The sequence below is a fragment of the Rhizobium sp. BR 315 genome, assembly GCF_050577975.1.
Lineage (GTDB): Bacteria > Pseudomonadota > Alphaproteobacteria > Rhizobiales > Rhizobiaceae > Rhizobium > Rhizobium miluonense.
In genome coordinates this window covers 1-26,725 of the sequence record NZ_JARWKZ010000068.1, presented here as the reverse complement: position 1 = coordinate 26,725, position 26,725 = coordinate 1, and the positions used below count along the sequence as shown (strand labels likewise).

At 58.8% G+C, this 26,725-nt stretch carries 23 protein-coding genes and 2 pseudogenes; 12 read left to right on the top strand and 13 right to left on the bottom strand.

Features of this window, described 5'->3' with window-relative positions; genetic code table 11:
- On the top strand, positions 1 to 248 hold a 248-nt coding region (locus tag QD409_RS32035), incomplete at its 5' end, for a transposase (RefSeq protein WP_430763348.1).
- 62 nt (positions 249 to 310) lie between these two features.
- On the opposite strand, the gene QD409_RS32030 is transcribed toward QD409_RS32035, so the two are convergent.
- Positions 311 to 1,351, bottom strand: a complete 1,041-nt coding sequence (locus tag QD409_RS32030) for a LacI family DNA-binding transcriptional regulator (protein ID WP_092851953.1) — start codon at positions 1,349 to 1,351, stop codon at positions 311 to 313.
- 179 nt (positions 1,352 to 1,530) lie between these two features.
- On the opposite strand from QD409_RS32030, the gene QD409_RS32025 reads away from it, so the two are divergent.
- The 3 genes from QD409_RS32025 to QD409_RS32015 all read left to right on the top strand — a co-directional run bounded on the left by QD409_RS32025 (position 1,531) and on the right by QD409_RS32015 (position 4,080).
- Positions 1,531 to 1,848, top strand: coding sequence for a MocE family 2Fe-2S type ferredoxin (locus QD409_RS32025; protein WP_430764688.1), 318 nt, complete (start codon positions 1,531 to 1,533; stop codon positions 1,846 to 1,848).
- Positions 1,845 to 3,086 carry an NAD(P)/FAD-dependent oxidoreductase gene (locus tag QD409_RS32020; RefSeq protein WP_430764687.1) on the top strand — a complete coding sequence of 414 codons (1,242 nt, stop codon included), beginning with the start codon at positions 1,845 to 1,847 and terminating at the stop codon, positions 3,084 to 3,086. The genes QD409_RS32025 and QD409_RS32020 overlap by 4 nt, the downstream gene beginning before the upstream one ends.
- A 226-nt stretch (positions 3,087 to 3,312) precedes the next feature.
- Entirely contained in the window at positions 3,313 to 4,080 is a 768-nt protein-coding gene (locus QD409_RS32015) for an SDR family NAD(P)-dependent oxidoreductase (RefSeq protein ID WP_430764686.1), read from the top strand.
- A 97-nt stretch (positions 4,081 to 4,177) separates the two neighbouring features.
- On the opposite strand, the gene QD409_RS32010 is transcribed toward QD409_RS32015, so the two are convergent.
- Both QD409_RS32010 and QD409_RS32005 read right to left on the bottom strand, forming a co-directional pair.
- Positions 4,178 to 6,535, bottom strand: a complete 2,358-nt coding sequence (locus QD409_RS32010) for a methyl-accepting chemotaxis protein (RefSeq protein ID WP_430764685.1) — start codon at positions 6,533 to 6,535, stop codon at positions 4,178 to 4,180.
- Between the two features lie 597 nt (positions 6,536 to 7,132).
- A complete protein-coding gene (locus QD409_RS32005; protein ID WP_430764684.1) occupies positions 7,133 to 7,738 on the bottom strand; it encodes a TetR/AcrR family transcriptional regulator in 606 nt (201 codons plus the stop codon).
- Between the two features lie 115 nt (positions 7,739 to 7,853).
- Between QD409_RS32005 and QD409_RS32000 the strand changes: the two genes are divergently transcribed.
- The 6 genes from QD409_RS32000 to QD409_RS31975 all read left to right on the top strand — a co-directional run bounded on the left by QD409_RS32000 (position 7,854) and on the right by QD409_RS31975 (position 13,719).
- Positions 7,854 to 8,726, top strand: a complete 873-nt coding sequence (locus QD409_RS32000) for a metallophosphoesterase (protein ID WP_430764683.1) — start codon at positions 7,854 to 7,856, stop codon at positions 8,724 to 8,726.
- Positions 8,727 to 8,743: 17 nt separating this feature from the next.
- Complete coding sequence (locus tag QD409_RS31995; RefSeq protein ID WP_430764682.1) at positions 8,744 to 10,051, top strand: ABC transporter substrate-binding protein; 1,308 nt, start codon at positions 8,744 to 8,746, stop codon at positions 10,049 to 10,051.
- 109 nt (positions 10,052 to 10,160) lie between these two features.
- The gene (locus QD409_RS31990) at positions 10,161 to 11,102 is read left to right on the top strand and encodes a carbohydrate ABC transporter permease (RefSeq protein WP_430764681.1); all 942 of its coding nucleotides are present in this window, start codon (positions 10,161 to 10,163) and stop codon (positions 11,100 to 11,102) included.
- The gene (locus QD409_RS31985) at positions 11,092 to 11,952 is read left to right on the top strand and encodes a carbohydrate ABC transporter permease (protein WP_430764680.1); all 861 of its coding nucleotides are present in this window, start codon (positions 11,092 to 11,094) and stop codon (positions 11,950 to 11,952) included. The genes QD409_RS31990 and QD409_RS31985 overlap by 11 nt, the downstream gene beginning before the upstream one ends.
- Positions 11,952 to 12,689, top strand: coding sequence for a tyrosine-protein phosphatase (locus tag QD409_RS31980; RefSeq protein WP_430764679.1), 738 nt, complete (start codon positions 11,952 to 11,954; stop codon positions 12,687 to 12,689). Before QD409_RS31985 ends, QD409_RS31980 begins: the two co-directional genes overlap by 1 nt.
- A gap of 166 nt (positions 12,690 to 12,855) precedes the next feature.
- Complete coding sequence (locus tag QD409_RS31975) at positions 12,856 to 13,719, top strand: glycerophosphodiester phosphodiesterase (protein WP_430764678.1); 864 nt, start codon at positions 12,856 to 12,858, stop codon at positions 13,717 to 13,719.
- Here QD409_RS31975 and QD409_RS31970 read toward each other — a convergent pair.
- From QD409_RS31970 to QD409_RS31940, 7 genes and pseudogenes are all read right to left on the bottom strand, one after another.
- A pseudogene (locus QD409_RS31970) lies at positions 13,705 to 13,815 on the bottom strand (inositol monophosphatase family protein); the annotation flags it as partial. The gene QD409_RS31975 and the pseudogene QD409_RS31970 sit on opposite strands and share 15 nt — an antisense overlap.
- Complete coding sequence (locus QD409_RS31965) at positions 13,815 to 14,819, bottom strand: LacI family DNA-binding transcriptional regulator (RefSeq protein ID WP_430764677.1); 1,005 nt, start codon at positions 14,817 to 14,819, stop codon at positions 13,815 to 13,817. The gene QD409_RS31965 and the pseudogene QD409_RS31970, both read right to left, overlap by 1 nt.
- Positions 14,803 to 15,582: a glycerophosphodiester phosphodiesterase gene (locus QD409_RS31960; protein WP_092851921.1), complete on the bottom strand. Its 780-nt coding sequence runs from the start codon at positions 15,580 to 15,582 to the stop codon at positions 14,803 to 14,805. The genes QD409_RS31965 and QD409_RS31960 overlap by 17 nt, the downstream gene beginning before the upstream one ends.
- Positions 15,582 to 16,637 (bottom strand): ABC transporter ATP-binding protein, encoded by a 1,056-nt coding sequence (locus tag QD409_RS31955; protein ID WP_092851919.1) that lies wholly within the window; start codon positions 16,635 to 16,637, stop codon positions 15,582 to 15,584. Before QD409_RS31955 ends, QD409_RS31960 begins: the two co-directional genes overlap by 1 nt.
- Positions 16,637 to 17,479, bottom strand: a complete 843-nt coding sequence (locus tag QD409_RS31950; RefSeq protein WP_092851917.1) for a carbohydrate ABC transporter permease — start codon at positions 17,477 to 17,479, stop codon at positions 16,637 to 16,639. The genes QD409_RS31955 and QD409_RS31950 overlap by 1 nt, the downstream gene beginning before the upstream one ends.
- 2 nt (positions 17,480 to 17,481) lie before the next feature.
- Entirely contained in the window at positions 17,482 to 18,783 is a 1,302-nt protein-coding gene (locus QD409_RS31945) for a carbohydrate ABC transporter permease (RefSeq protein ID WP_430764676.1), read from the bottom strand.
- Positions 18,784 to 18,845: 62 nt separating this feature from the next.
- Positions 18,846 to 20,192, bottom strand: a complete 1,347-nt coding sequence (locus QD409_RS31940) for an extracellular solute-binding protein (protein ID WP_430764675.1) — start codon at positions 20,190 to 20,192, stop codon at positions 18,846 to 18,848.
- A 514-nt stretch (positions 20,193 to 20,706) separates the two neighbouring features.
- Between QD409_RS31940 and QD409_RS31935 the strand changes: the two genes are divergently transcribed.
- Positions 20,707 to 22,269, top strand: a complete 1,563-nt coding sequence (locus tag QD409_RS31935; RefSeq protein ID WP_430764674.1) for a glycosyltransferase family 39 protein — start codon at positions 20,707 to 20,709, stop codon at positions 22,267 to 22,269.
- Between the two features lie 96 nt (positions 22,270 to 22,365).
- Here QD409_RS31935 and QD409_RS31930 read toward each other — a convergent pair whose 3' ends face one another.
- Together QD409_RS31930 and QD409_RS31925 are read right to left on the bottom strand one after the other, a co-directional pair.
- Complete coding sequence (locus tag QD409_RS31930; RefSeq protein ID WP_092851912.1) at positions 22,366 to 23,280, bottom strand: DMT family transporter; 915 nt, start codon at positions 23,278 to 23,280, stop codon at positions 22,366 to 22,368.
- A gap of 335 nt (positions 23,281 to 23,615) precedes the next feature.
- On the bottom strand, positions 23,616 to 24,038 hold the full coding sequence (locus QD409_RS31925) for a hypothetical protein (RefSeq protein WP_245298058.1): 423 nt from the start codon (positions 24,036 to 24,038) through the stop codon (positions 23,616 to 23,618).
- Here QD409_RS31925 and QD409_RS31920 point away from each other — a divergent pair.
- Positions 23,925 to 25,877: a putative bifunctional diguanylate cyclase/phosphodiesterase gene (locus QD409_RS31920; RefSeq protein ID WP_245298057.1), complete on the top strand. Its 1,953-nt coding sequence runs from the start codon at positions 23,925 to 23,927 to the stop codon at positions 25,875 to 25,877. The genes QD409_RS31925 and QD409_RS31920 overlap by 114 nt on opposite strands.
- Before the next feature lie 9 nt (positions 25,878 to 25,886).
- Here the strand turns inward: QD409_RS31920 and QD409_RS31915 are convergent.
- Positions 25,887 to 26,650 (bottom strand): annotated as a pseudogene (locus QD409_RS31915) (IS5 family transposase).
- Positions 26,651 to 26,725: the final 75 nt, after the last annotated feature.

The following is a 26,725-nucleotide window of genomic DNA, read 5'->3' as shown; positions in this document are numbered from 1 at the left end:
CCATCCGCGAGGAACTTCTGCTGCATGGCACTCGTCCGATCATTCCGCCGCGATCAACCCGGAAGAACCCGCCACCTTGCGACTACCGCGCTTACAAGGATCGCAATCGCATCGAACGCATGTTCAACCGAATGAAGCAGTTCCGTCGCATTGCCACGCGCTACGACAAAACCAAAACATCATACGCTGCTTTCCTCGCTATCGCCGCCGCTAAGATCTGGTTGCCATACTTTGTCAACATCGCCTAAGCGGTTGATGATGGCGGGAAATACCGGAGCCTGCGGCCCTCCTTCCGCAGGCTCCGGATTTATCACTTATCGGTGACTTGATGTTGGCCAATATTCTCTGCCGTATAGGTCAGGAACGGCACCGGGTCCTCGCTGACAGGCACGTCGATGATCCCCATTCGCGATAGGATGGTATCCAACGCGCGCCTTGCCTGGGTTTCCGGCGCCTGATCGAGAACGAGCGTCATCAGCCCCGATGATATGAAGCGGCGAGTCTCGTCGTTGAGTTCATGCCCTATCCAGACGAACTCGCTTCCTCGCTGTTCCCGAAGACGCTGAAGCACTGAGCCGACGCCGAGATTGGCGCCGCCGGCATTGTAGACGCCGACAATATCCGGACAGCGACGCAGCGCCTGCGTCATCATCTCGGCGGATTTCACATCGTCATCCAGGCCGAAGACCACCTCTGAAAACTGCAGTGCGGAGCTGCCATCGGACCCGAGATAATCGGAGAAGCCGCGAATGCGCTCCTTGTGAATCTGATAAGCCCAGCTATGACAGATAGCGACGATGCTTCCCTTCGCATGCCGAAGCATGCGCGACATGTAGAATCCGGCGGTTCGGCCCGCGGCATAATTGTCGATCCCCACGAACACGTCATCCCTACCGGTGAGGTAGGAGACGATCTGGACGACTTCGATGCCGGCGGCGCGCGCCTTTCGCAAGCTCTCTCTGATTTTCGGATGATCGATGGCCACGACGATCAAGCCATGCCGTCGAATGCCGCTATTGGCGATATGTGCGGCAAATCTTTCGATGTCGCTCTCTTCGATAAAGGTCCGGTGGACTGTAATCGAGCTATCCAACGAGGCGGCGACCCGCTCAAAAGCACGATTGAGCCTGCTGAAGAACGGTGATTCCGGCCGCACCAAGACAACCTCGATGCGGATCGTGCCGCGATAAAGGCTTGGTATCAGCCCCTTATAACCCAGCCGCTTGGCTGCCAGTACCACCTTTTCCGCTGTCTGCGGCCTGACGCTGCCGCGTTCATTCAGAACGCGCTCCACGGTCGCAATGCCGACACCTGCAGCCGCGGCGATATCCACAAGACGTGCCTTCTTCATTCCGCTCCTCCTTGATGAAAAATGATCATAATCGGCGTGGAAAGTGAAGGCCTATCTCGCGCATGCTCTAAACCAGCCGGGAGCAGAAAACCAAGCGCGATCAAAGCGCAATGTCGACTTGCTCCCAGCATCAGATGATGGCTTTCGCGCTTTGTGACAGCTGCAATGAGGAGGAAGAAATGACGACCTGGGTTGATGCCTGCGCTGCCGATGAAATCGATCAGGAGGATGTTGTCCGTTTCGATCACGCCGGAAAAACCTTTGCGATCTATCGCAGCCCTGACGACGAGTATTTTGCGACGGATGGGCTTTGCACCCATGAAAAGATCCATCTGGCCGATGGGCTCGTCATGGACGACACCATCGAGTGTCCGAAGCACAATGGCCGCTTCAGCTACAAGACCGGCGAGGCACGCGGCGCGCCGGTCTGCATCAATCTGAGAACCTACCCGGTCAGAGTGGAAGGCGATCGCGTCATGATCGGTGTCGGAGTATGAGCGGCGATACGGGCATCATCATCGTCGGCGCCGGCGAATGCGGCGCCCGCGCCGCGCTGAGCCTCAGAGGAAACGGCTACGAGCACTCCATCACCCTCATCGGCGACGAGGTGCATCTTCCCTACGAGCGGCCGCCGCTTTCCAAGCAGGTTTTGTTCGATGAGGCAGAGCCTAGAGCGTCCGCCGTTCTCGACGATGCAGTGCTGATCGCGCAGGCAATCGAGCATACCGGCGGCGCATCGGCGAGCGCCATCGACACATCCGGACAACAGCTGATCCTATCGGATGGCCGGGCGCTGCCTTACGACAAATTGCTGCTGACGACGGGGGCAACACCCAGGCAATTGCCGAACGCGCCTTCCAGCGGCCGGATCCTCTATCTGAGGACGATCGACGACGCGCTGGCGCTTCGCTCTTGGATCCGTGCCGATATGCATGTTGGTGTGCTTGGGGGCGGCTTCATCGGCCTTGAGGTCGCCGCCTCGGCGCGCAGGCGCGGAGCGAGAGTCACGGTCATCGAGTCGCAGGAGCGTATTCTCAAGCGCGGCGTGCCAGAATCTATCGCTGAAACGATCGCGGCCCTGCATCAGCGCAACGGCGTGGCCTTGAAATGCGGTGTGGCGGTTCTGGCGATCGAAGCAGACGAGCAGCGGGTCGGTATCTCCCTTTCCGATGGAGATGTGATCACGGCGGATGTGCTGGTCGTCGGGATCGGCGCGCAGCCGCGCACCGAGCTTGCCGCTCAGGCCGGGATTGCAATCGATAACGGCATTGCGGTCAACGAGCGCCTGGAAACGTCGGTGACGGATATCTATGCCGCCGGCGACTGCTGTTCCTTTCCGCATCTCCTCTACGGCGGACGTCGGCTGCGCCTCGAAGCCTGGCGCAATGCGCAGGATCAGGGCATTCTTGCAGCAGTTAATCTGATGGGCGCTGCACGCAGCTTTCAGGCCGTCCCCTATTTCTGGTCCGACCAGTTCGATCACACACTGCAGATCGCAGGTCTTGTCGATGAGGGACGGACGACCGTTCGGAGAGATCTGGGCGACGGCGCCTTCATCCTGTTTCATCTCGACGCAGACCAGCGGCTGGTCGCTGCAAGCGGCGTCGGGCCTGGCAATAAAGTCGCCAAGGACATCAAGCTAAGCGAGATGCTGATTGCTAAGCGCGTCACTCCGCCGATCGAGGCGCTGGCGGCCGACGCAAACCTGAAATCCCTTCTGCCACGAGCCGCGTAACAAACCATGGCACGAACGCGGCCACTGCTTGTTTTGGCCTTCAGGTCCGCGCCGGTGAATGCCAGAGCACATGAATGACGATGCGGAGCAAGGCAACGGAGGCGATTGAATGCGCTTGTTTCAGAACAATGTCGACAAGCTCCAAGATTCAAGAGATCCTTGAAGCGTCGACTTGTGCTGCGCGCCATTTTGGTTCGCACCAAGCGGGAAACGCCAAGGGGGAAGAATGACGGACAGGCTCAAGAACAAGATTGCGATCATTTCGGGGGGAGCGACCGGGATGGGTGGGGCCGCCTCGCGCCTGTTTGCGGACGAAGGTGCAAAGGTCGCGATTATCGACCGAAATGGCGCCGCGGCGGCTGAGACGGTGCAGGCGATCCGCAATGCCGGTGGCACCGCCGACTATTGGGTTGCCGACGTTTCGGACGAAGCAGCCGTCAATGCTGCGGTCAAAGGCATCGAGGACCGTTTCGGTGCCGCGACCGTGCTCTTCAATCATGCCGGCACGATCGTCATCAAACCGTTTCTCGAAACTACACTGGAAGATTGGGAATGGTTGCACGCCGTCAACGTGCGCTCAATGTTCCTGATGACCAAAGCCGTTCTTCCTGGGATGATTGCAACCGGCGGCGGCTCGATCGTCTGCACATCATCGATCTCTGCCGTTGCGGCAACGCCGATGGAGGTACTCTACGATACGACGAAGGGTGCCGTTCACATGTTCGCGCGCGCCATTGCCGTCGAATTCCGTGATCGAAACATTCGGTGCAACGCCGTTTGCCCGGGCTTTATCCGCACGCCGCATGGCTTGCGCGAGGTCGCCGAGTTGCAGGCGCTTGGCGTCGACGTTTCGGATGAAGCAATCGCCGCACAGCAGGGCCGGATTGGAGAACCGGAAGATGTGGCGCGAGCCGCTCTCTATCTCGCCTCGGATGACTCCAGCTTTGTCAACGGCATTCACCTGTTCGTCGACAACGGCTTTACCGCAATCTGACCAGCGAACCGTTCGGCAGCCGGCAGGCTTGTAGCGCCCGCCCTTTCCGGAGCAGGTCCGAAAGCCTTGCTGAACGGCCGATTTGGATCAAAACCGATCAGAAGTCTTCCCATACCGGACTTGCCGCCTGCGAGGTTTTGCCGAAGGCAGATCTCAGTTTCTGGCCCAATGCTCTCTGACCTGAGAGTTCGGCGCCTGCGCCGGAAGCTCTGCCTGCCGGAGCGGCATGAGAGACCGTATCATTTTTTCTCTGCCTGGAAGCGCCCAGCGAAACCACCCTCCCCGCAGCAGTGCTTAACTTGAACTGGGCGAGGCGGGCAGAGAGCGATGAAACCTCGCTGGCCAGCGTGTGTGTCGCCGCATTGGATTCCTCCACCATCGCGGCGTTCTTCTGTGTTGCATGGTCCATCTGATTGACGGCGGTATTGATTTCCTGGAGGCCCGTCGATTGCTCACGGGCCGATTGCACGATCGCCTGCACGTTGGTGTCGATCAGCTGGACCTCCTGAACGATCGCGCGCAATGCTTCGCCTGTCTGGTCGACCAGGCTGACGCCCTTTTTGACCTGATCGCCAGACGAATGGATCAACGCCTTGATCTCCTTTGCCGCAGTGGCTGAGCGCTGCGCCAGCTCCCTGACCTCCTGCGCTACCACGGCGAAACCCTTGCCGGCTTCGCCGGCGCGAGCAGCTTCGACACCGGCGTTGAGGGCCAGCAGGTTCGTCTGGAAGGCGATATCGTCGATTACGCCGATGATGTTGGAGATCGACTGGGAGGATTGTTCGATGCCGGTCATGGCTTCGACAGCGCTATGGACGATCTGGCCGGATCGCTCGGCATTGCCTTTGGTGCGGCCGACGAGAGCTGCCGCCTCCTCCGCACGCGTTGTGGAATCCTTGATCGAGGTGGTGATCTGCTCAAGCGCTGCAGCAGTCTCCTCCACAGAGGCCGCCTGCTGCTCCGTCCGCTTCGCAAGATCGTCCGCGCCTGTGCGGATTTCCTCCGAGCCGCTCTGGATCACCGACGCGTTTTCGGAGAAGGAGACCATAGCTGCCTGCAGTTTCTCGACCGAAGCATTGAAATTGCCGCGGATTGCATCAAGCGCCGAGGTGAAGGGCTGGTCGAGCCGGACCGTCATATTGCCGTCCGAAAGCTGTATGAGACCGGCGGCAAGCTCACCGACGGCGAATTTTACCTCCGCTTCCTGGGCGTCGTTGATACGGGCACGCTCGGCCCGTTCGGCCTCCTGTGTTGCGCGGCTGACTTCCGCCTCGGCTTCCAGCCGGACCTTCTCGCGGTTGCTTTCCAGCAAGATGTGCAGCGAGCGCGAGAGATCTCCGATTTCATCGCGAGCCTCACGATCCTTCAACGCGACATTAAGGTCACCGTTCGCGATCCGATCGGTTTCGCCGATGACGTTCTCGATGCGGCGGATAAATTTCCGCGCAATCAGCCAGCCGGCAAGTCCGAGCAGAATGGCAGCGATCGAGGTGACCACGACAGCGTTTCTGACGACACTGTTGACCTGGGCGAAGACCGTGGCCTTCGGCACCACGACAACTGCATACCAGGATATGGTGTCGGTCAATTTCACCGGCTCGGCGATGGCGAAATAAATCCCACCATCAGGACCGGTCATTTCATGTTCCGTACCGGGATTGGCAATCAGCCGATCCCAGCCTGCTGTCTCGGCGCCGCCATCCTTTATGTTCTTTCCGATGAGCGCGGCGTCCGGATGGCTGATCATTCCTCCGCCGTTGGTAACGAGGCTCATGAAGCCCGTCCCCATGGGATGGATGGCGGAGATGGCCTTCTGAGCATCGTCGAGAGCCATATCCAGGCCGGCGACACCCACAGGCATTCCATCGACCATGATCGGCTTGGCGATGGAAGTCATCAGCACCTGTTTGCCGTCGATCGCGTAGGAATAAGGCTCTATGACAACGGTCTTTCGTTGGTTGAAGGGGAGCTGGTAGTAGTCCCCTGCGCCTGACACCGTATAATCAGCGAGAGGGACGTGGGTGATCTGACCGCCGCTGCGAACCCAATATGGAATATAGCGGCCGGTTGCGTCGTGGCCTTCCTTGCCGGCGAAGTCTTTGTCCTTCCCATCGAAGGCATCCGGCTCCCAACCCGTCCAGACGCCGAGCGCCGTCGGATTGCCGTCAAGCATATTCTTCAGGATTTTGTCGGCTGTCGTCCGGTTTGCGTCGCCGGCGTCCTTCATAGTGGACAGGACCGTTTCCAGCGAATTGACGACGGTGATCGCCTCTCCAAGCGTCTTTTCCGACCCGGCCGCCGTGGTGCGGGCGATTTGCTGCATCTCATTGAGGCTCGACTGGCGAATATTCGTGTATGCGGAGTCAATAAGGATGGCGGAAGCTGCCACCGTCGCGACTACGCCGCATGCGGCGACCGAAAGAATATTGCGGCTAGTTGCAGATTTCAAAATCATATCACCACCTTATCGGGTGGCGTTGCGATCACTCGGCGCGCCCCCACGTGCCTCTGAAAGAAACAATATTCCGCGAGCGGCCAACAACAATTTGAACCGGTTGCATCTTTAAAAATCTAGATGTTCTTGATTAAGAAACAGTATATCCAGATATCGCCTTGGCGATCCGCATTAATATTACTTTTGGTCATGAAGAAAAACGCGGTAACTTCCGAAAAACTGACTATTTTAACCTGCCATGCGTCATATATTGATGCCGCAGCGCACAATTAGACGCATCTACTGGACTTCATCCGTCGTGATGCGACCGCCCCTGGACCGGAGGCGCGGGGGACCGGCCAGCAAATAGCATAGGTGGTTTCGGCCGCACCTGACTGAGTTGCCTCGCGCCTTAACCTAGATGGCCCGCGTATGGCTGAAATGTTTCGGAGCAAACTGGCCATATAGAGAGCGCCGAACAGAATAAAACTATCAAATAGTTAGATAGACTATTTGAACTATCTTCCCAGCGTTGCTTTGCGCCTATGCAACGCTGGGCCATTACAGCCTGTTCAGGATACACCCCTCCAAAGCGGCGGCCGCACGACAGTCTTCAACTCAATCGCCAAGAGGAGAATTCGTCACCCTCTCGGTCAGGGTTGCAATGGCATTCCAGGACATAAGCGCGATTTCATCGCGTTCCTTGTCCGACAGCGGGGCCGGATTGAAGCGACGCCATTTCAATGTGTTGCGGATGCCGCCGCCGATATAGCCGGACATCGTTGAGGACGGAAGATCCTGCAGCAGTCCGGCGGCTTTGGCCGCGCTCATCAGGCCAACGGAATACTGTGTCACCTCATCGAAGATCGCATTCAGTTCCTCGCCCGAAATCAGCGGCACGTTGGAGAGATATTCGAACAGGAGTGCGCGCTGACGATCCTGCCAGATAAAGTCGATATAGTCGTATATGTAGCGGATGATACGCTCGCGCGGCCCACTTGGATCCGAAGGCGAAGGAATGAGATGCGCCGCGACGGTTGAAGCCAGCCGTGCATAGACCCCGCGAATGAGATCGTCCTTCGATTTGAAGTAATTGTAGATCGAGCCGGTCGCGACACCGGCGGCATCCGCGATCGCTGCCATGGAACATTGCAGACCGTTTGCAACGATCAGTTTGGCGGCGGCATCGAGGATGCGTTCGCGTCGAGCGGGATCTAATTCCATTCTGAATGAACCTTCATTCACCTGTCATGTCGCCTGTGTATCGATATGGCGTCTAACAGGCAAGCGTCTTTCAAGACAACCACCGGAAAGCGCACGACGCATAGGAACCGACATCATGACGGCACACACGACCTTTGTTCACCTCACCGATCTGCATGTCTCCGACCCGACGGTAAAGGACGATCACCTTTACTCGGAAACATCGAAGACGCTGGTCGCCATCCTCTCCGACGTCAAACGGCTGACACCACGCCCAGGCTTCATCATCGCAAGCGGCGACCTGACCAATCGTGGCGATGCCGGCTCCTATGAGGAATTGAAGCGCATCATGGGTGAAGCCGACCTCGGTATTCCCGTGCTTTACGCACTCGGTAACCACGACAAGCGCGATGGCTTCTACGCGGCGATGACCGACCGCGCCGAGGACCTCGGCGCGCCCTACGACCATGCCGCTGTGATCGACGGCGTCCACATCGTTGTCATGGATTCCAGCCATCCGTTCAAGGTCGGCGGCAGCTTCGAGGCCTCGCAATTTGCCTGGCTCGAAGCCGAGCTTGCCAACCATCCCGAACTGCCGAAGCTGCTTGTCATGCATCACGCTCCGGCGCTCGACGCCAATCCGGATCTCGAGTGGGAATCGCTTGCTATCGCCGACTCCGAAAAGCTGCGCGCTCTTCTCGAAGGTCGCAACATCATCGGCATTCTCTCCGGTCACATCCATTTCGACCGCGTCAGCAACTGGTACGGCATCCCGGTGATCGTCGGCATAGGTCAGCATGCGGCCACCGACGTGCTCTATCTGCATGAGGGCCTGCGCATGCTATCCGGTGCATCCTTCGCAATCGGCACCGTGCGCCCATCCGGCCTGACGGTTTCCTTCGTGCCTCAGCCCTCCGAACGGCGCGAACTGCACAGCTTCACCTTCGCCGACATGACCGAAATCCTCAGAAAGTATGAAGAGCAGGCGGCACTTGCCGCTGCCGAATGATCGGGGAGATTGCCAAGATGAAACGCAGAATGTTCCTTTGCGCGGGCTTCGCCTTTGCGACGCTCGCATCGGCAGCGCTTGCAGGCCAGATCCCGGCCAAGGTGGAGACATCGGTCACCATCAACTACTACAACTACAACCTTGCCTCGACCGGCAATGGCGCCGCAGCCACCAAGCGCCTGATTGCCGAATTCGAAGCGGCCAATTCGAATATCAAGGTCAACGGCGTTGGTGTTCCATCGTCCGATATCAGTACCCGCATCCAGGCCGACGTTGCCGCCGGCCATGGACCTGACATCGCCCAGATGGTGTTCTCCGACCTCGATTTCTTCGTGAACAATCTCGGTGCTATCGCACTTGAGGACGCCGTCCCCTCCCCGGAACTTACGGCCCATTTCGAGGGCATATCGCCGAAAGGCCTGAAGCTTGGGGTCTATAACGGCAAGACCTATGGTCTCGCCTATACTTTCTCCACGCCGGTCCTGTTCTACAATGCCGACCTGTTTCGCAAGGCGGGTCTCAATCCAGACCAGCCGCCACAGACCTGGGCCGAGATAAAGGTCGCAGCCAAGGCTATCGTCGACAAGACCGGCCAGGATGGCCTTGCCACCGGCATCTTCGGACCATCGGCGGGCGACTGGCTGTTTCAGGGGCTGATCCGCTCCAACAACGGCGACGTGCTCTCTGCTAATCGCAAAAAATTGACCTTTGCCGCACCGGCGGCCGTGGAAGCGGTCTCGATGCTGCACGATCTCTACACCGCAGGCGTCTATTCCAACCTCGACATCAATGCCGCAATGGACGGGATGGCTGCAGGCACGGTCGGCATGTATCTGCAGACCTCGGCCATCCAGGCCTATCTCGTCAAGGGTGCCACGGGCAATTTCGACTTGCGCGCCACGACCATGCCCCGCTTCGGCGACAAGCCGGTGCGGCCGAACAATTCCGGTAGCGCATTGGTCATCATGAGCCCTGATCCGCTCAAGCAGCGCGCCGCCTGGGAACTCATGAAATTCATGACGTCCAAGCATGCTTACACGGTCATCACCTCCGAGATCGGCTATCTGCCGCTACGCACCGATATCGTCAACGATCCGCAATATCTCGGCAACTGGGTCAAGGAGCATCCGCTCGTCCAGCCGAACCTGAAGCAGCTGGACGTGCTGGAACCCTGGGAATCCTTCCCCGGCCCCAACTACCGCCAGATTGCCAAGGCGATGATGGATGGCGCGGAGCAGGCCGTATTCGGTGGCGGCGATCCCGCTCAGGCAATGAAGACGGCCCAGGACACTGCCCAGGCACTGATGCCGAAGAACTCCAACTGAGCCGATAGTGGCCTCCTCCCGCCCGTCGGCGGGAGGAGGCCACTCCAGCTCAAGCAATATCTTCGACCCGCACCGAGAGACTAGCAGCGATGGGGCAGACAACCACGCCATGACCACCATAACCGCCTCCACCCCATCGTCGGTCGCAACGAGCAGGCCCCATCGGCAGGCTCGCCGGCGCGGCTATCTGCCGTGGCTCTATCTGTCGCCTGCGATCGCGACCTTTGTCCTCTGGATCTACTGGCCGCTGATCGACGCCTTCCGGCTGAGCTTCTACGAATGGAACATGCTGGCGACTTCGCCGGTGACCTTTGTCGGCTGGACCAACTATATCAATATCTTCTCTCTGCCGAAGTTCTGGCAGGCCCTGCGCAATACCGGAATCTACGTCGTCGGCCTGCTTCCCATTGCGGTTCTGCTGCCGCTTGCGATCGCCATCTTCACCGCCGATCTGCCGACGCGCTCGCGCACCATCTACCGGGCAATGATCTTCGTGCCGATGATCGTTGCCCCTGTCGTCGCGGCGGTGTTGTGGCGCTGGTTGCTCGACCCTGGTCACGGCATGGTGTCCATGACCCTTAAGGCCATGGGAATTTTCGCACCACGTTTCCTTCAAGACCCGAAGATCGCCATCTGGACGATCATTGTGCTAACTGGCTGGAAGTTGATCGGCTTTTCGACGCTGATCCTTTCTGCAGCAAACGCCAACATCAATCCCTCCTTGATTGAGGCGGCCCGCGTAGATGGCGCCAGTCGATGGGATATTATCCGCGACATCCGGTTGCCGCTCCTCAGTTCGACCGTCCTGTTTCTGGTGATGATGACCATCCTGCTCGGCGCGCAGTGGAGCTTTTCCTACATCAATGTGCTCACCGGCGGCGGGCCGCTCGGGGCGACGACCAACATCTATTATCTTCTCTGGGATTTTGGCTTCTCCAGCCTTTCGGTCGGCTGGAGTTCGGCGGCCGCCGTCGTCCTCTTCATCGGCTTCAGCATCCTGGCATATCTACTGTTCCGACTGATCGACAGGTTTTCCTTCTATGACAACTGATGTCCTCACCCGGCCGAGCATGCGCAAGCGCCGCAGTCTCATCCTTGGAGCCGAGAAGACCGCCGGCCACGCGATCATGATCGTCCTGTCGTTCTTTTGCCTGTTCCCCGTTTATTGGATGATCATAACATCGCTGCGGCCGGCCAATCGCGTCTTCGAACAAAGCCTTTGGCCGACCGCGGCTTCGCTGGACAATTATGTCTATGCGCTCGGCGCGATCCCCATCGGGCGGATGCTGATAAACACATTGATCGTGTCTGCGGTCGTTACGGTCGTACAGCTTCTCACCGGGTTGCTGGCGGCCTATGCCTTCGCACGCTGGCGCTTTCGTGGCGACAGGATCGTCCATATCCTCATCGCGCTTACCTGGCTGGTGCCGCTGCAGGTGGTGATGATCCCGAACTACCTGATTGTCGCCAATCTCGGCCTGCTCGACAGCGTGACCGCTTTGATCCTGCCGCATTTCGCCTCGGCGCTCGCCGTACTTCTCCTCCTGCAGGCGATACGCAGCTTTCCGAACGAGGTGCTGGAGGCGGCACGGATGGACGGCGCCGGCAGCTGGCGCATTCTTTGGGAGGTGATCACACCCAATCTGCGCGGCACGATCGCTTCGCTTGCCATCCTGATCTTCATTTCGACATGGAATGAATATTTCTGGCCGCTTCTCCTCTCCCGCACACCGGAAAACAGTGTGATTCAGATCGGCATTCAGATGTTCATGAGCTCGGAAGGCACGCAATGGGGACCGCTCATGGCCGCTTCCACGATGGCTAGCCTGCCGGTTTTCATCCTCTATATTGTACTGCAGCGGCAGGTCGTTTCTTCCTTCATGAAATCGGGAATACGCTGATGGACCTCCATGCTATGCGCCATCTGCCCATCAAGGGCACCTACAACCTTCGCGATCTCGGGGGTTACTCCGCCGGCGCGACGACCACGCTTTGGCGACGGATCCTTCGCTCCGACGGGCTGCACCGGCTGGATGAGGAAGGAATGGCAGCCCTGATCGGGGAAGGCGTGAAGGTCGTGATCGACCTGCGCAATGCGACGGAGCTGACGCATCAGCCCAATCCATTCAGTCGCAACGAGGCAGTGCGCTATCACAATATCTCGCTGTTCGATACGCTGGCGCCGACCTACAGACCCGACACGGACACGCTGCTCGATCTCTATGTCCAAGCGCTGCGGGAACGCCAAGAAGCCATCTGCACCGTACTGACGCTGATCGCCGAGGCAGGCGACAATGTCGTGCTCTTCCATTGCACGGCAGGCAAGGACCGCACCGGCATCATCGCCGCCCTGCTGCTCGCAAACGCCGGCGTCGATACGGCAAGCATTCTCGAAGATTATTCGCTCACCGGCCGTCTGATCGAGCCGTTGATCGACGACATACTTGCCAGCGCCCTCGCGCGGGGTGCCGACATCGAGAAATTCCGCCCACTGCTTGCCTGCGATCCCGCGACCATGGCCGCGACGATCGCCTTCATAGAAAAGGACTACCATTCTGCGGCGGATTATCTCGCCGCGGCAGGCCTCCGGCCTGACGTCATTCGACGCCTAAGAGAACGGCTTTTGGGACGCCCGTAGGCCCAGCTTTGTCGCCCGCTGGGCTGATTTCAGCCGCATTGCGGTTGAACTACAGCCGACGCGCACCTCAGACAGGCCGGCCATCCCGTCGATGAAAGCCGCCTCCGACCCTTGATAATCACGGCTCGTCAAGCCAGGAGAGTGGCATCATGGAGAGTTGCTGGAGATGACGAGATTGCAGGATGCGCAGGGCCTGGAGATTTTGCACGAGGGGCATCGCACTCGCTTGAAATGGCACCGCCTACGCAAGCGGTTTTCCGATCCACTGTTTTCTGCCGAGGTGATGGCGGAGGGTTTTACCGTCGGCGCCTCGATGGAGCTCGATATGCGTGTGCGCGGCGATGGCGGCTTCGTCGTGCTGCATGATAAGCAGCTCGAAGGTGAGACAACAGGACACGGACCGATCGCCGGGAAGAGCATTGCCGACCTAAGCGATATTAGGATGCAGGACGGAGGGCGGCCGCTGATCCTCAGCGAGGATCTCGCTGCCATGATGCAATCGACGCATCCGGCCGCATTGCTGCAATTCGATATGAAGGACGACTTTGAAGCGATCGGCGCGCGCGGCATACGGCATCTTGCCGAGAATTTCCGAGATATCGCTGCCGCGGTGATCATGAGCGGTGGCAGCCTCGACCTCATCGTCGCGGTCAAGGAGAAGCTTCCCGAGGTGCTGCGCGGCATCGATCCGTCCGATAAGCTTTACGACATTAGGAAAGTCGGCGGTTGGAAGGCTGTCGAGATGGAATTACGCGCCGACCTGCGCGGCCCAACCGAACCTGACACAATCTATCTCCACTGGTCGCTGATCCTCAATGCCGCCAAGGAAGGCCTGGATATGATCGGTCTCTGCCGTGACGAGGGCAAACGCGTCGATGCCTGGACCTTCACCCTGAGAGATCCGGAGGCTGGTTTCAGCGAAGAGGAGTGGACGAATTTCTCGGCGCTGATGGCGCTGAAACCAGACCAGATCACCACCGATGAGGCACTGGCGACCGAGCGCGCCTGGCGCCAGCGGATGACGGGTTAACCGAAACCGGGCGGTCTCCCGTCCGACCTCGAGGGCAACAGTGATCGCGACCTCCGCCCGCGCGCGGATGGCGGCGGCGTCGAATGCGGAATTCATCAAGCAGTCCTTCTTTTTATCAGCGTCACCGGCGTGAGTTCGACCCGTGCCGTCAGGTCCGGTTCGGCCATCCGGCTCATCAACAGATCGACGGTCTGTTCGGCCTGGAAGTCGCAGGGCTGGCGGATGGTCGTGAGGTCGTAGGCGGACCAACTCGCCTGCGGAATGTCGTCATGGCCGATAACGCGCAGCGGTGGAGCATCGTTGCGGCCGCGGCCATGCATGAGGCGGTCGATCACGCCGCAGGCCATGTAATCGTTGGCGCAAAACAGCCCGTCGATGCCGGATGCGGCAAGTTCACCCGCCGCATCATAGCCGCTCTGGTAGTCGTTGACCTTGATTTGCAGAAGTTGCGCCTCGGCACCGAGCTGCTTGCAGCACGCGATGAACGCCTCGCTGCGCCGCCGCGCCGTATAGGATATCGCGGGTGCGGCCATCACGGCGGGTTTTCGCACGCCACTGTCGATCAGATGGGTGGCGGCCAGATGACCGGCCATACGGTCATCCGAGATGATACGGTCGACAAAGGGGATGTCGTTGCCCTTGTTGATCAGCACGATCGGCACGCCTTCGGCCGCGCACTGCTCGCAGATCTCGGTCGGCGGCGCGTCCGAGGTGACGATGACACCCGATACGGCGTAATGCAGCAGCTGGCCGATAACAGTCGAAGTATCCGCCTCCTGAGAGGTCGGCAGCAGGATGGGGCGGAAATTACGGGCGAGCAACGCCTTTGCCAGATGCTCGATCTGCAGCGTACGGAACGGATTGTCGAGGCCGGCGGCGACGAGGCCGACGAGATCGGAGCGTTTGTTGGTCAGGCTCCGTGCAAGATAGTTCACGCGATAGCCGAGTTCCTTGGCAGCCTGATAGACCTTCTCTCGCGTCTTCGGCGAGACGCTGGCATCCGGCGTGAAAGCGCGTGAAACGGCGGCACGCGAGACGCCGGCCACACGCGCCACGTCGAAGGACGTTACCTTGCGCGGCCCCTTATCCTTGTCTGCCAACTGCTTTTTCCCTCATCGCCGGAGGCCGCATCAGATCGGGCAGATCCGTGCAGATGCCAAGGACCGGCAGCTTCATGATGTCATCGAGAATGGCTGGCCGCTCCTCGTGCCAAAGCACGATCTCGCGGCCCGCGTCGAAGGCGCGGCGCATCAGCGCGTCGGTCACCAGGTCCTGCGGACGCTCGCCAGCCCCCTCCCAGCAAAGATGCAGGATATCCGCGCCGGCCTCGTCGCCGAGACTATGCGGATCATGGCCGACACGGACCAGCACGGAAAGCGGAAAATCACAGCCCGCGTCGCTGAGTTCGCGCACCTGTGCGATATCGAAGGAGCCGAGACAGGCGAAGCGCTGGTTGATCCCGGCAAGATGCTGCCAACAGAGCATGCCGGTTCCAGGCGCCTTGAGTTCGACATAGAGACCAGTTCCGGTCTCGCGAGCGAGAGCGGCGACTTCCAAAAAGCTCGGCACGTCGACGCCTTCGAGGGCGGCGAGTTCGGCAGCCGTCATTTCGGAAATGCGGCGGTCAATGCCGAAGACGCGGTCGAGGTGGTCGTCATGCGAAACCACGACCACGCCGTCTTTGGTCAATTGCGTATCGAGTTCCCACATTTCCGCGCCGAGTTCAGCAGCCCGGCGGAAGGCGGCGATCGTATTCTCGCGCTCGTGGCCGCTAGCGCCGCGATGGCCGATGCAGAAGGGAATCCGCCCCTTGCCAGAGGGCCAGCTGTAACGCGCAAAGAACGCCGAGAAATCGCGGGCCATCAGAGCCGCCTGCCATTTTCGTCGAAGACAAGGATGCAGCGGCTGTCGATCGCCCAGCGGACATCGTCGCCGACGTGAATGTCGTTGCGCACCGGCTGGATCGAGCGCAGTAGCGGCCCGCCAGCGAGAAGCACGTCATACAGGTTCTCACGGCCTTGAGTTTCGGCAAAGGTGATCTTGCCAGATACGGCGACGTCGCCCGTCGGGGTGAAATGCTCCGGCCGCACGCCGAGCATCAGCTTCGTGCCTTCGGAAGCGTCGACGGCAGCAGGCAGGGGCACGCGAATCTCGCTTTCGGGGACGACAAAGGCGCCCTTGTCCATGACGCCGCGCAGGAAGGTGATCGGCGGATTGCCGAGGAACCCGGCAACGAAAGCTGTCTTCGGATCATTGTACATCTCCGCCGGCGTGGCGATCTGGACGATCTCGCCTTCCTTCATGATGGCGATGCGGTCGCACATGCTCATCGCCTCCACCTGGTCATGGGTGACGAGGATGGCGGTGATGCCGGTCTCGCGCTGCAGGCGGCGGATTTCCGAGCGCATTTCGAGGCGCAGCTTGGCATCGAGATTGGCGAGCGGTTCGTCAAGCAGCAGCACGTCTGGCTTGCGGATCAGCGCACGCGCGAGCGCCACGCGCTGCTGCTGGCCGCCGGAAAGCTCGGCCGGTCGCCGGCCCATCAGGTTGCCGATCTGGACGAGCGCTGCGATGCGGTCGACCTCCTTGCGGATTTCGGCAGCCGGCACCCCCTTCACCTTCAAGGGAAAGCCGATATTTTCGGCAACCGTCATGTGTGGATAAAGGGCATAGGACTGGAAGACGACGCCGACATTGCGGACCTGGCTTGGCAGATCGGTGACGTCGCGGTCGCCGAAAAGGATGCGCCCGCCGGTTGGGCGGTGAATGCCGCAGATAGCGAAAAGCGTCGTTGACTTGCCGCAGCCGGAGGGGCCGAGCAGCGCCAGCATCTCGCCGCTACCGACTTCGAGCCGCATGTTCTCGATGATTTTGGTGGAGCCGAAGCTCTTCGAAAAATTGTCGAGGAGGATGCGCATCAGCCTTTGCTCCCGCTGCCATAGATGTTCATGAGGTATTTGTTGAAGAGTGCGTAAACGAGCAGCACCGGCACGAGGTAGAAGACGCCGACTGCCTTGAACATGTAGAAATCATAATTGTTGTCGTCGGCGAGGAAGTCCGCGAGATAAACCGAAAGCACCTGCACCTGGTTGCCTGGCGCCAGCACCTGCGGCAGGATGAATTCGCCCCAGCCGGAGAGGAAGGAAAACAGGCCGAGCGCCATGATACCGGGCTGGACCTGCGGGAGCACGAGACTGCGCCACACCCTAAAGCGCGAAGCGCCGTCGACGACGCCAGCCATTTCGATCTCCCAGGGCACGGTGTCGTAGAAGCCTTTCATCAGCCAGATGCCGAGCGGCAGATCGATCGCCGCCTTTACCAGGATGACGCCGATCAGCGAATTATAGAGCCCGATCACCTGCAACACGATGAAGATGGCGATGATCAGCGTCACCGACGGAAAGGCATGCAGCACCATGACGCCTGCAAGGAAAAAGCCACGTGCCGGCACATTCAGCCGCGACAGCACGTAGCCCGCCATCGACGAGACGATGAGGACGAGACTGGTGGTGCAGGCCGAAAAGAGCAGCGTATTCGCCGTCACCTGCCAGATGTTCGCCTTGCCCTCCGTCGTCTGCCATAGGAAGCGCCAATGCTGGAGTGTGAAACCGGAGGGCAGCAGCGCGTCCGCCTGCTTCACCGTCACGGTGTCGAGGAAAAGATAGACATACATCAAGAGCAGCGGCAGGCTCGCGATGGTGAGCACCGATATGACGGGCCAGCTGCGGTAATTTACCGGGGGCTGCGATCGTTCGACCATGGTCAATCCTCGATCAGGGGCTTGGCGACAAGCGTGCCGTAGTTGAAGACGCGCAGATAGAGAAGCGACAAAGTCACGCCGATGACGACGAGCACCAGTGCCATGGCGGCACCCAGCCCGTATTCGAGGTTGCCGGCATAGTTCTTGAGCGCGGTGTGATAGGCGGCGAGCGCCCAGATTTCGGTCGCGTTTCCCGGTCCGCCATTGGTGGCGAGCAGGGTTTCATTGAAGGAGGCAAGCAGCGAAAGCGTCTGGTAGCAGGTGACGAAGAGGATCGGCCAGCGCATCTGCGGCAGGATGATGTAGCGGATCTGCTGCCAGCGCGACGCGCCGTCGACTTCGCTCGCATAAAACTGGCTCTTCGGAATGGCCTTCATCGCCGAGGAGAAGACCAGCATGCCCATCGAGGCGCCGATGAAGCCGTTGATCAGCACAACGAAAAACCAGGCATTGTAGCCGCTGTCGAGCAGGTAGTTCTTCGGGGGATAGCCGAACTTGCCCATCAGGATCGAGATGAAGCCGGTATCCCAGGCGAGCCATTTCCACAGCATCACATAGATGACGACCGGGGTGATGCGCGGCAGGAGCCAGATGCCGCGGAAGATCGAGGCCGGCCTCGCCGGCATGTAATGTGTCCAGATCGCGAGCAGCAGCGCATAACCGACGTTGAAGAGCATTAGCACCAGCGCGACATAGAGCGCGGTATTCAGCAATACGCGCGCCATATCGGGCGAGTTGGCCATGCGCGAAAAGTTGTCGGTCGTCCAGGTCCAGCCGGTATAGGTGGCCTTGGCGACGGTTTCCTTCAGTTCCGGCGCCAGCTCAAGCCCTAGACTATCCAGGGCTGAAAAGAGCTGCTCCTTGCTGTCGAAGCGCGTGTTGAGGACAGAGCGGTTGAACTGTTCGGAAATTTGCTTGACATCACGTGTCGAAGGCCGTTCGGCAAGATCCTTGATCATGCGCTCAGCGTCGCGGCGCTTGGGGAAGACCTCGCCGGTGTGTTTGGCTCGCAATTCCGCAGCAATGCCAGGCGCAAGGCCCAGCCGTTCCACGGCCTTGAGGCCCACCTCGTCTATCGTATAGCGCGGCTCGGCCATTTCGGCGGCGATGTTGGGCATCGCCGATTTCAGCGTGATCAGCGAATTGGGCGCGATCTGGTAGACGCCGCCGGAAATGCCCGTCGCGGTCGTCATGTTGGTCATCGAGAAGACCGCCGTCAGAACGACCGGCAGCAGGAAGAAGAGAACGATCATGATCGCCGCGGGCGCGATCATTACCAGTCCGAGTGTTCTGGACGATTTCATGGAAGCCTCCTCGCCGACCGACCGGGCAGCGGGTCGCCGCCGCCCGGAAGAGTGCTTCGATCCTAGCGGATGACGATCTTGCCACCGAGCGTGCTCTTCAGCTCGCTCTCGGCATCGCCGATAGCCGCGTCGACGGTCTTGTCACCGGTCCAGGATGCCTGAAGATTCTTCCACATGATGTTCCAATAGGTGCCGAAATCGGAATTGTTCGGCATTGCACTGGCATGCGGCAGCAGGCGCTCGGTAGCTTCACGGGTCCAGCGGTCGGCCGAGTAGAAATCGACCTGGGATTCAGCCTGAGAAATGCCGAGGTGAGCGGATTTGACCGCATGCAGCGCATTGATGCGCGGCTCGGACGCAATCGTGATCAGCTGAGCGGCGATATCGGTGTCCTCCTTGTCGTGACCGGCGGTCAGGAGGTAGACGAGTGGATGGGTCAGTGTGTTGGCCTTGCCGCCCTCGCCTGCCGGGATCAGCGTGAAGATCACGTTGCCGAAGAAGTCCTTGAGACCTTCCTGGTTGACGAGGCGGGCATAGTGCCAGGTGCCGCCGTCCCATATACCGGCCTTGCCCGTGGCGACCTCCTTCCACCATTGGTCACTCGGCATGCCGATATGGTTCTTCTTGGTGACGCCCGCCTTCACGGCATCGGCGAAGAACTGATAGGTGCGGGTCATGGCAGCTTTGTCGAAGACGAGTTTGCCGTCTTGTTCCATCGTGCCACCGAAGCTGGTGTAGAACTGCCAGTAATCCGGGCCGTTGCTGTTGCGTGGATAGAAGCCGTAGCCTGGCTGGACAAGGCCCTTGTCCTGCATCTTCTTGGCGTCTTCGAGCAGGTTCTTCATGGTGTACTTGCCGTCCTTGACGCTCTGCGGCAGTGCGTCCAGATCGGCATCGCTATAGCCGATCGCCTTCATATACGGCTTCCAGAAGAACATCGGGCGGGATTCGGCGTCCTGCGGGATGCCGTAGACGGTGCCGTTGTAGGAGGCAATCTGCAGCAGGTTCTCGTAGATGCCGTTGAGCGGCCAAGCGTCGAGGTCGACGTAATTCTCGATCGGAACGATGAGGCCGGCCTGGGACCAGGGCGCAATGTCCTCATGGCCGCTGACGACGATGTTCGGGGCGGTCTTAGCTTCGGCGGCAAGGGTCAGCGCCTGCTTGAAGTCATCCCAGCCGGAATAGGCCTTCTTCTCGACGGTGATCTTCAGGTCTTGCCCCCTGAGAGCGGCCTGGCGCTGCAGCTGCTGGGCTGCGATCTCGATGGCGTCGAGGCGATAGACATCGTTCGGACCGGTGCCGCCGGCCCATACGCTGATGGAAACGTCCTTGGAGAATGCGAATACGGAAGTCGAGGCCAGAATAGCGGCCGCGACAGTGATGGATTTCAGAGTCCGCAAAATGGTCATTTTCTTCATCTCTCCGGAAGAGCGGTGTGTGGCCTCTTTGACGCGTCATCACTGATATTGATGGCCGCGTTGAAAACCCGCGAAAACGTAACCAGTCCGCTCTAGGGGGCAAACATAACCGCGGCATGACAAAATTGAGCACGTGTGCAAAATTACTGCAGCGATGTCGGAAGAAGGCGAATTGTTCGGGCATCCGGAAGTGACGTAATTCTCCCGAAGGACGTATTTTGCTCAACGCACGACGGTATTGCCGATTTCTTGCGAGTTTCTCGCGACGGGCGACGTCAGTTTGAGATACCCCCTTTTGGCGCTCCTGCAACGCTTGAAGGCAGCCATCACAGCTCATACAGAGCCGGGACATATGGCCAAACACCGGGGAATCATGATCATCTAAGGCATATTTATCCGCCGTCTGAGCCAAGTCTTGGTGAGACTGTGACACGGAAAGCGTTGCGCACCGGCAACATCTGTGACATTGCCCGGGTGACGATATTGGTAAATGCGGGAGATCGGGATGAAGCCTCTGCAGAATGGCAACGCTATCGACGCATTCGAAGAGGAAGCATCCATTAGCGGTAACCAGGTATCCTCCGATTTTGGATGGGTGCCCTGGGCTCTGGCTGCATACTTCGTAGTCCAGGCCGCCATTCGCATCTTTATCTCCGGCTCGCTACGGATCGATGAAGCCCAGCAGTTTTTTGTAGGACAATGGCTTGCCTGGGGATACGACGCCCAGCCGCCTCTCTACAATTGGCTTCAATACGGCGTCTTCCATGTCTTCGGCATGAGCGTCGCATCCTTCGTCATTTTGAAGAACCTCCTGCTCTTTCTCGTCTATGCCAGCTACCATAAATTGCTGCGCCTACTCGTGGTTGATAAAAAGCTGGCGGCGGTCGGAACGCTGTCTCTCCTGACGATGCCGCAGATATTCTGGCAGGCACAAAGGGACCTCACCCATACGGTGCTGACGCTGCTTGCGGTTGTCATGCTCATCTATTTCGTGGTGACAACCATTCGTCGACCTACCCTCATCTCCTATGCGATGATCGGTCTGTGGGCCGGGCTTGGAATGCTGACGAAGTACAACTTCGCTCTCGTCGTGATGAGCGTCTTTGTCGCAGCCCTCTGTCACCCCGAGGGACGCAAGCGGATTCTTAATATCCGTGTCCTGGTGACGCTGGCCATTTCCGTTCTGGTTGTACTGCCACACGCAGTGTGGATGGTATCCAATATGGATCTGGTCCTGACCACCACGGTCAATACCATGTCGGAACAAGGGGCTGGCGGGAAGCTATCCGATATCGCCCACGGAATTGCCGATTTGGTCAAAACGACCGTGGAGATCGCCATCCCCACGACCTTGATCTTCCTCCTGGTTTTTCGCCAAGCTTTCCTGCGATCGCTGCGCGCCAGAAGCGAATGGAGCGATTTCATCGGAAGGATACTCGCAAGCACCGCGATTATCTTGGTGGCGTTGATCTTCATTGTGACGCTCACCGAATTTCGTGATCGCTGGCTTCTCCCATTTCTGTTTCTGCTGCCGCTCTATTTCTGTCTGAAGCTCGACGCCGCGGGGAGCCAAAGCGAGGCCGAGTTGAAGAAATTTCTCTTTATACCCCTCACTTTGATGGTGGCTCTGCCCATCATAATTGCGGCAGACATCCTTCTTGCACGGTTCTTTCATTCCTATGGGCATTTGAACACGCCCTATGCGACCTTCCTGAACGAAGTTATTGGGGCAGAAGGAAAACAGCCCTTGGCCGTTGTGACGACGACATGGCACAAGGCAGGTAATATCCGTGTCAACATGCCAAACACACCCGTGATCTCCACAGAATATTCTGCATCAGACCTTAGTCGTCAGGCTATGGGGGGAAGCCCCATCCTGCTGGTCTGGAACGAGCGAAATGGACAGCAATCGTCCATGCCGGATGAGCTGAAACAATGGTTTGAAGCAAAATTCGGAAAGGCAATTCAATTGCCGGCGCAACAGGATATTGGCCTTCCCTATTATTACGGGAGAGATCCGGATCGCTACCATTTTGGTTATGCGTGGTATTATCCAACGGCTGAGTAGCGGCTGAAAACGGGCTGCTATTGCATCTCCGCAAGGCCAACGAAAAAGCCGTAACGTGCCGGATGCGGCCTCTGTCCTTAGGCGGAAACCGCCAATTCAATGGCCATCTCGTGCGACGGCATCCTTGGGGATGCTGTCGGTGAGGTTTTTCCGGTGGAAGATGAATAGGCCGGCAAGCACGATGATGATGGATCCGACGAGGATCTGAGCATCCGGAATATCACCGAAGAACAGAAAGCCGAGCGCGATCGCCCAGATCAGCAGCGTATATTGCAGCGGGGCAAGCAAGGACGCAGGCGCAAGCTTCAGTGAACGCGTGATCAGCATATGGGCGGTCCCCGCGACAACGCCGAGCGCCAGCATGGCGCCTAGATCCAGCGCAGATGCGGAGCGCCAATTACCGATGCTCAGCACCAAGCCCGCGAGAAGAGCACCAACGGTTTGCCACGCCACGAGCGTCGCATCGTTGGTCTGCCGCAGTCGCCGGGCAAGGACCAGTGTCAGCGAAAAAGCGAGGCTGCCTGTCAGGCCGAAAATCGATGGCCATGAGAGCATTGCCGCCGAAGGTCTGAGCGCGATCATCACGCCGATAAAGCCGACGAAAACCGCCAACCAACGCCGCCAACCGATCCTCTCACCGAGGAAAAAATGGGAGATCGCTGCAACGTAAATGGGACCGGCCATGTAGAAGGTCATCACATCGGCAAGGGGCAGATAGGCGACCGCGGCATAAAACAGGCCGACATCGGCCGTCGTCAACACCACCCGCAGGATCTGCAATGGCGGTCGCTCGATCCGAAAGAGCGCATCGCGTCCTTGCCGCGCGATCATAGGCGTGAGGATGATGAAGGAGCCAAGCGAGCGGATCACAAGAATCTGTCCGACGGAGAAGCTCACAACCAGCCATTTGGCCATCGCATCGTTCAGCGCGAACATGAAATCGCCAAGAAACATCAGAGCCACGCCGACGAGCACGAGATTGCCATCCGTGCCGGCTTTGTGAAGATTCATGATATTTCCTCTGCTGAATGCCTGTTTTTCTCCACCGGGCTTTAACCGGTTTTACCTCTGCGCCGCAAGGCGCAGTTGCGTAAGGGAAGACTTGTCGCCAGTGGTGATCGATACGGCCAGACTTGAACCCCGTCTCGATCGGATCTTCTCCGTTTCCTGACAATCAAAATCCACAACACAGCCATTCCAGCCTGCGGGAGAAATGGCATGTGGAAACTTGCATCGCAGTCTTCGAATTGCGCCTCTGGCGCAGCGGCGCCGCTCCCGGACGGGATAGATCAACCCGCGGAGCAGATCTAGGATCGGGACATCAGACAGAGGCGCAAAGCCGCAGCTTATTCACCGTGCCCATCGACACGGGATTCCGAATTGTTGCAACGCGGCTTTAACCCTTTGTTTATGATGGCCAAATTGGAGCATGTCTTTTCACTGTTGCATAACCGGTTTCCGCTATTGTCCGCTGGCCAAGTGAGAGAATACTGATGACGCAGCAACCGGGTGAATCGCCGCAATCGATGATCGTAGATCCAAACGGTGATGACGTGCGTTTCCGTGAAAAGTTCGAATTGCTTCGGGCTCAATATCTGTCGCTGGCCGAGCGATACGAATGGCTCGAGGCGATGATCAATTACGTTCCGGATTTCATCTATGCCAAAGATAGAGACGGCCGTTTCCTCTTTGCCAATCGCGCTATCGTCGTCAACAATGGTTTCACGCATGTCGAGGAGCTGATCGGCCTCACGGATGCGGAAATTCATCCGGTGGCCGACGCCAAGAAAATTGACGAAGTCGAGCAGCACGTCATGGAGACAGGCGAGCCGGATCTCGGTGTCGAAGAAAGGCGCCTGAGAGGCGAGGGATGGCTGATGATGTCCCGCGTACCCTTGCGGGACCGAAGCGGTAATATCATCGGCGTGGTGGGTGCGTCGCGCGATATCTCGGTCCGCAAGCGTGCGGAAGAGCTGATGAGCGCACAGACCAAGCTCCTCCAGGATGTTGCCAGAGGGGTCGAGCTTTGGTCGTTTCTAAAGGATGCCCGCTTGCTCCTCGAACGGTTGCTTGAAGGAAAACGCATTCACTTCCTTGTGCATGGCGCTCAAGCAGAGACTTTCGCCGGCGAAGCCATTGAATTCCCCATTTTCTCACGGGACGGCGGCAGGCACGGGGCGCTGTTAATCGAAAAAACTGATGGCGATGAAACCGGCCTCATGGAATTCCTCGCAGGCGTGGCGCAAACGGTAGGAATCGCCATCGATCGACACCATGACATTGCCCATATCGCCTTTCTTGCCGAACACGATGCTCTCACCGGCCTGCCCAATCGTACGCTGCTCGACCGTAAGCTCGTGGATCTCCTGGAAAGCGCCTCGCAGGAACAAAAGTTCGTGGCAGTCGCCTTCGTCGATCTGGATAATTTCAAACTGGTCAACGACAGTCTCGGACATGCCGCCGGCGATGAATTGCTAAAGGTGGTCGCACAGCGAATATCGACGTGCATCGGAAGCGGCGGCTTCGTATCGAGGATCGGCGGCGATGAATTCATCATCGTCCTGGAGGAGAACCTCGACCCGGTCTGCGACAGATTGCAAGCTGTTCGAGAAGCCATCTCCGAACCTTTGACCATCGACGGCGTCGAAATTCGGGTTACTTGCAGCATCGGCTTTGCTTGCTCCGCCGAACATGGCGACACGGCTTCAGAGCTGTTCGCCAATGCCGATATGGCGCTCTATCGCGCCAAGGAGTCCGGCCGCAACGACATTCAGTTATTTACCCCTGCCATGGGAGAGGAAGCCCGCAACAAGCTGATCCGCATCGAGGAATTGCGGCGTGCAGTGGAACGAGACGAGTTCGTGCTCCATTATCAGCCGCAAAAGGACATCCGCAGCGGCAACGTGATCAGTGTCGAAGCGCTGGTGCGATGGCAACATCCTGTCGAAGGCTTGCTGCTCCCGGGGGCATTCATTCCCCTGGCCGAGGAAACGGGGCTAATTGTTCCGATCGGCGATATCGTTCTGCGCAAAGCCTGTCGGCAAGCCCGCGCCTGGCAGGACCGGGGCCTTCCTGCACTACGCATGGCCGTGAATGTATCGGCTCGACAGTTTACTGAGAACTCTTTGACGAACCAGGTCGCCTCCGCTTTGCAATCTGCCGGCCTCGAACCCCGATGGCTCGAACTCGAACTAACGGAAAGCCTGATCATGCGTGACGTCGAAGGCGCCATTGAACGCATGCACGAGTTAACGCAACTCGGCGTCAGCCTGGCGATCGATGATTTCGGCACGGGATATTCAAGCCTGAGCACGCTTCGCCGCTTCCCACTTTCCCGACTGAAGATCGACAGATCGTTCATTGCCGATATCCCCAGTAAAGCGGGTGACATGGCTATCACTTCCGCCATCGTATCGCTTGGACGAACTCTCGAGCTGGAGGTCGTTGCCGAAGGAGTGGAGACGGAGGAACAGATGCACTTCCTTACTGGTGCCGGATGCGAGATGTTTCAGGGCTACCTCTTTGCCAGACCCCTTCCCCCTCGCGAGGTTGAAGATCTTATTGTCAGGACGGCTGAACAAGCGGGCAATGCCCTGCAATCATCTTAGGCCGTCGACTCATAAACTCTGACACCAGATCCTTGCTGCGACGAGTTTGACGGCAGCGAGATAATTTTCGGGGCATTTGTCATAGCGTGTGGCAATGCCTCGAAACTGTTTGATCTTGTTGAAGAACCGTTCCACGAGGTTGCGCTGCCGATAGACCCAGCGCGAGAAGACAAACGATCCCTTCCGGTTGGTTTTCGGTGGGATGTTGGCCCAGGCCTTGCGCTCGGCCGCCTTGGYTCGGATGGCATTGCTGTCATACCCTTTATCGGCAAGCAGTATGTCACCTTCTCCCAGCCCGTCTGTCAGCGCATCGGCTTCAGTGCAATCGGCAACTTGGCCCCCGGTCAGGCGGAGAACGACTGGCCGACCGTCCGCATCGACGAGGGCGTGGATTTTGCTCGTAAGCCCGCCGCGGGAACGTCCCATGCCACCATCGTCTCGATCCCCCTTTTTCCCGTGGCCGCGTGCTGGTGAACGCGAACACAAGTCGAGTCGATCATGACGATGTCGCCGTCATAAGCTTCTGAAACAGCTTTAAGAAGCCGATCCCAAACACCGGCCTTCCGCCAACGGACAAAGCGGTTGTAGCAGGTGGTTGGCGGACCATAACGTTCCGGCACTTCCGCCCACGGCGAGCCTGTTCGGAAACGCCAAAGGATGCCGTTCAGGACCCGTCGGTCTTCGACACGAGGAACGCCCCGAGGCTTGTTCGGCAGACGTGGCAAAATGATCGACCATTCATGGTCCGTAAGTTCGTAGCGACGGCGTGTCATCATAGCTCCTCATTCGGAAGCCTTGAATCACGCGAGCCGTAAAACGCAAAGCGAATTTATGAGTTTACGTCCTAG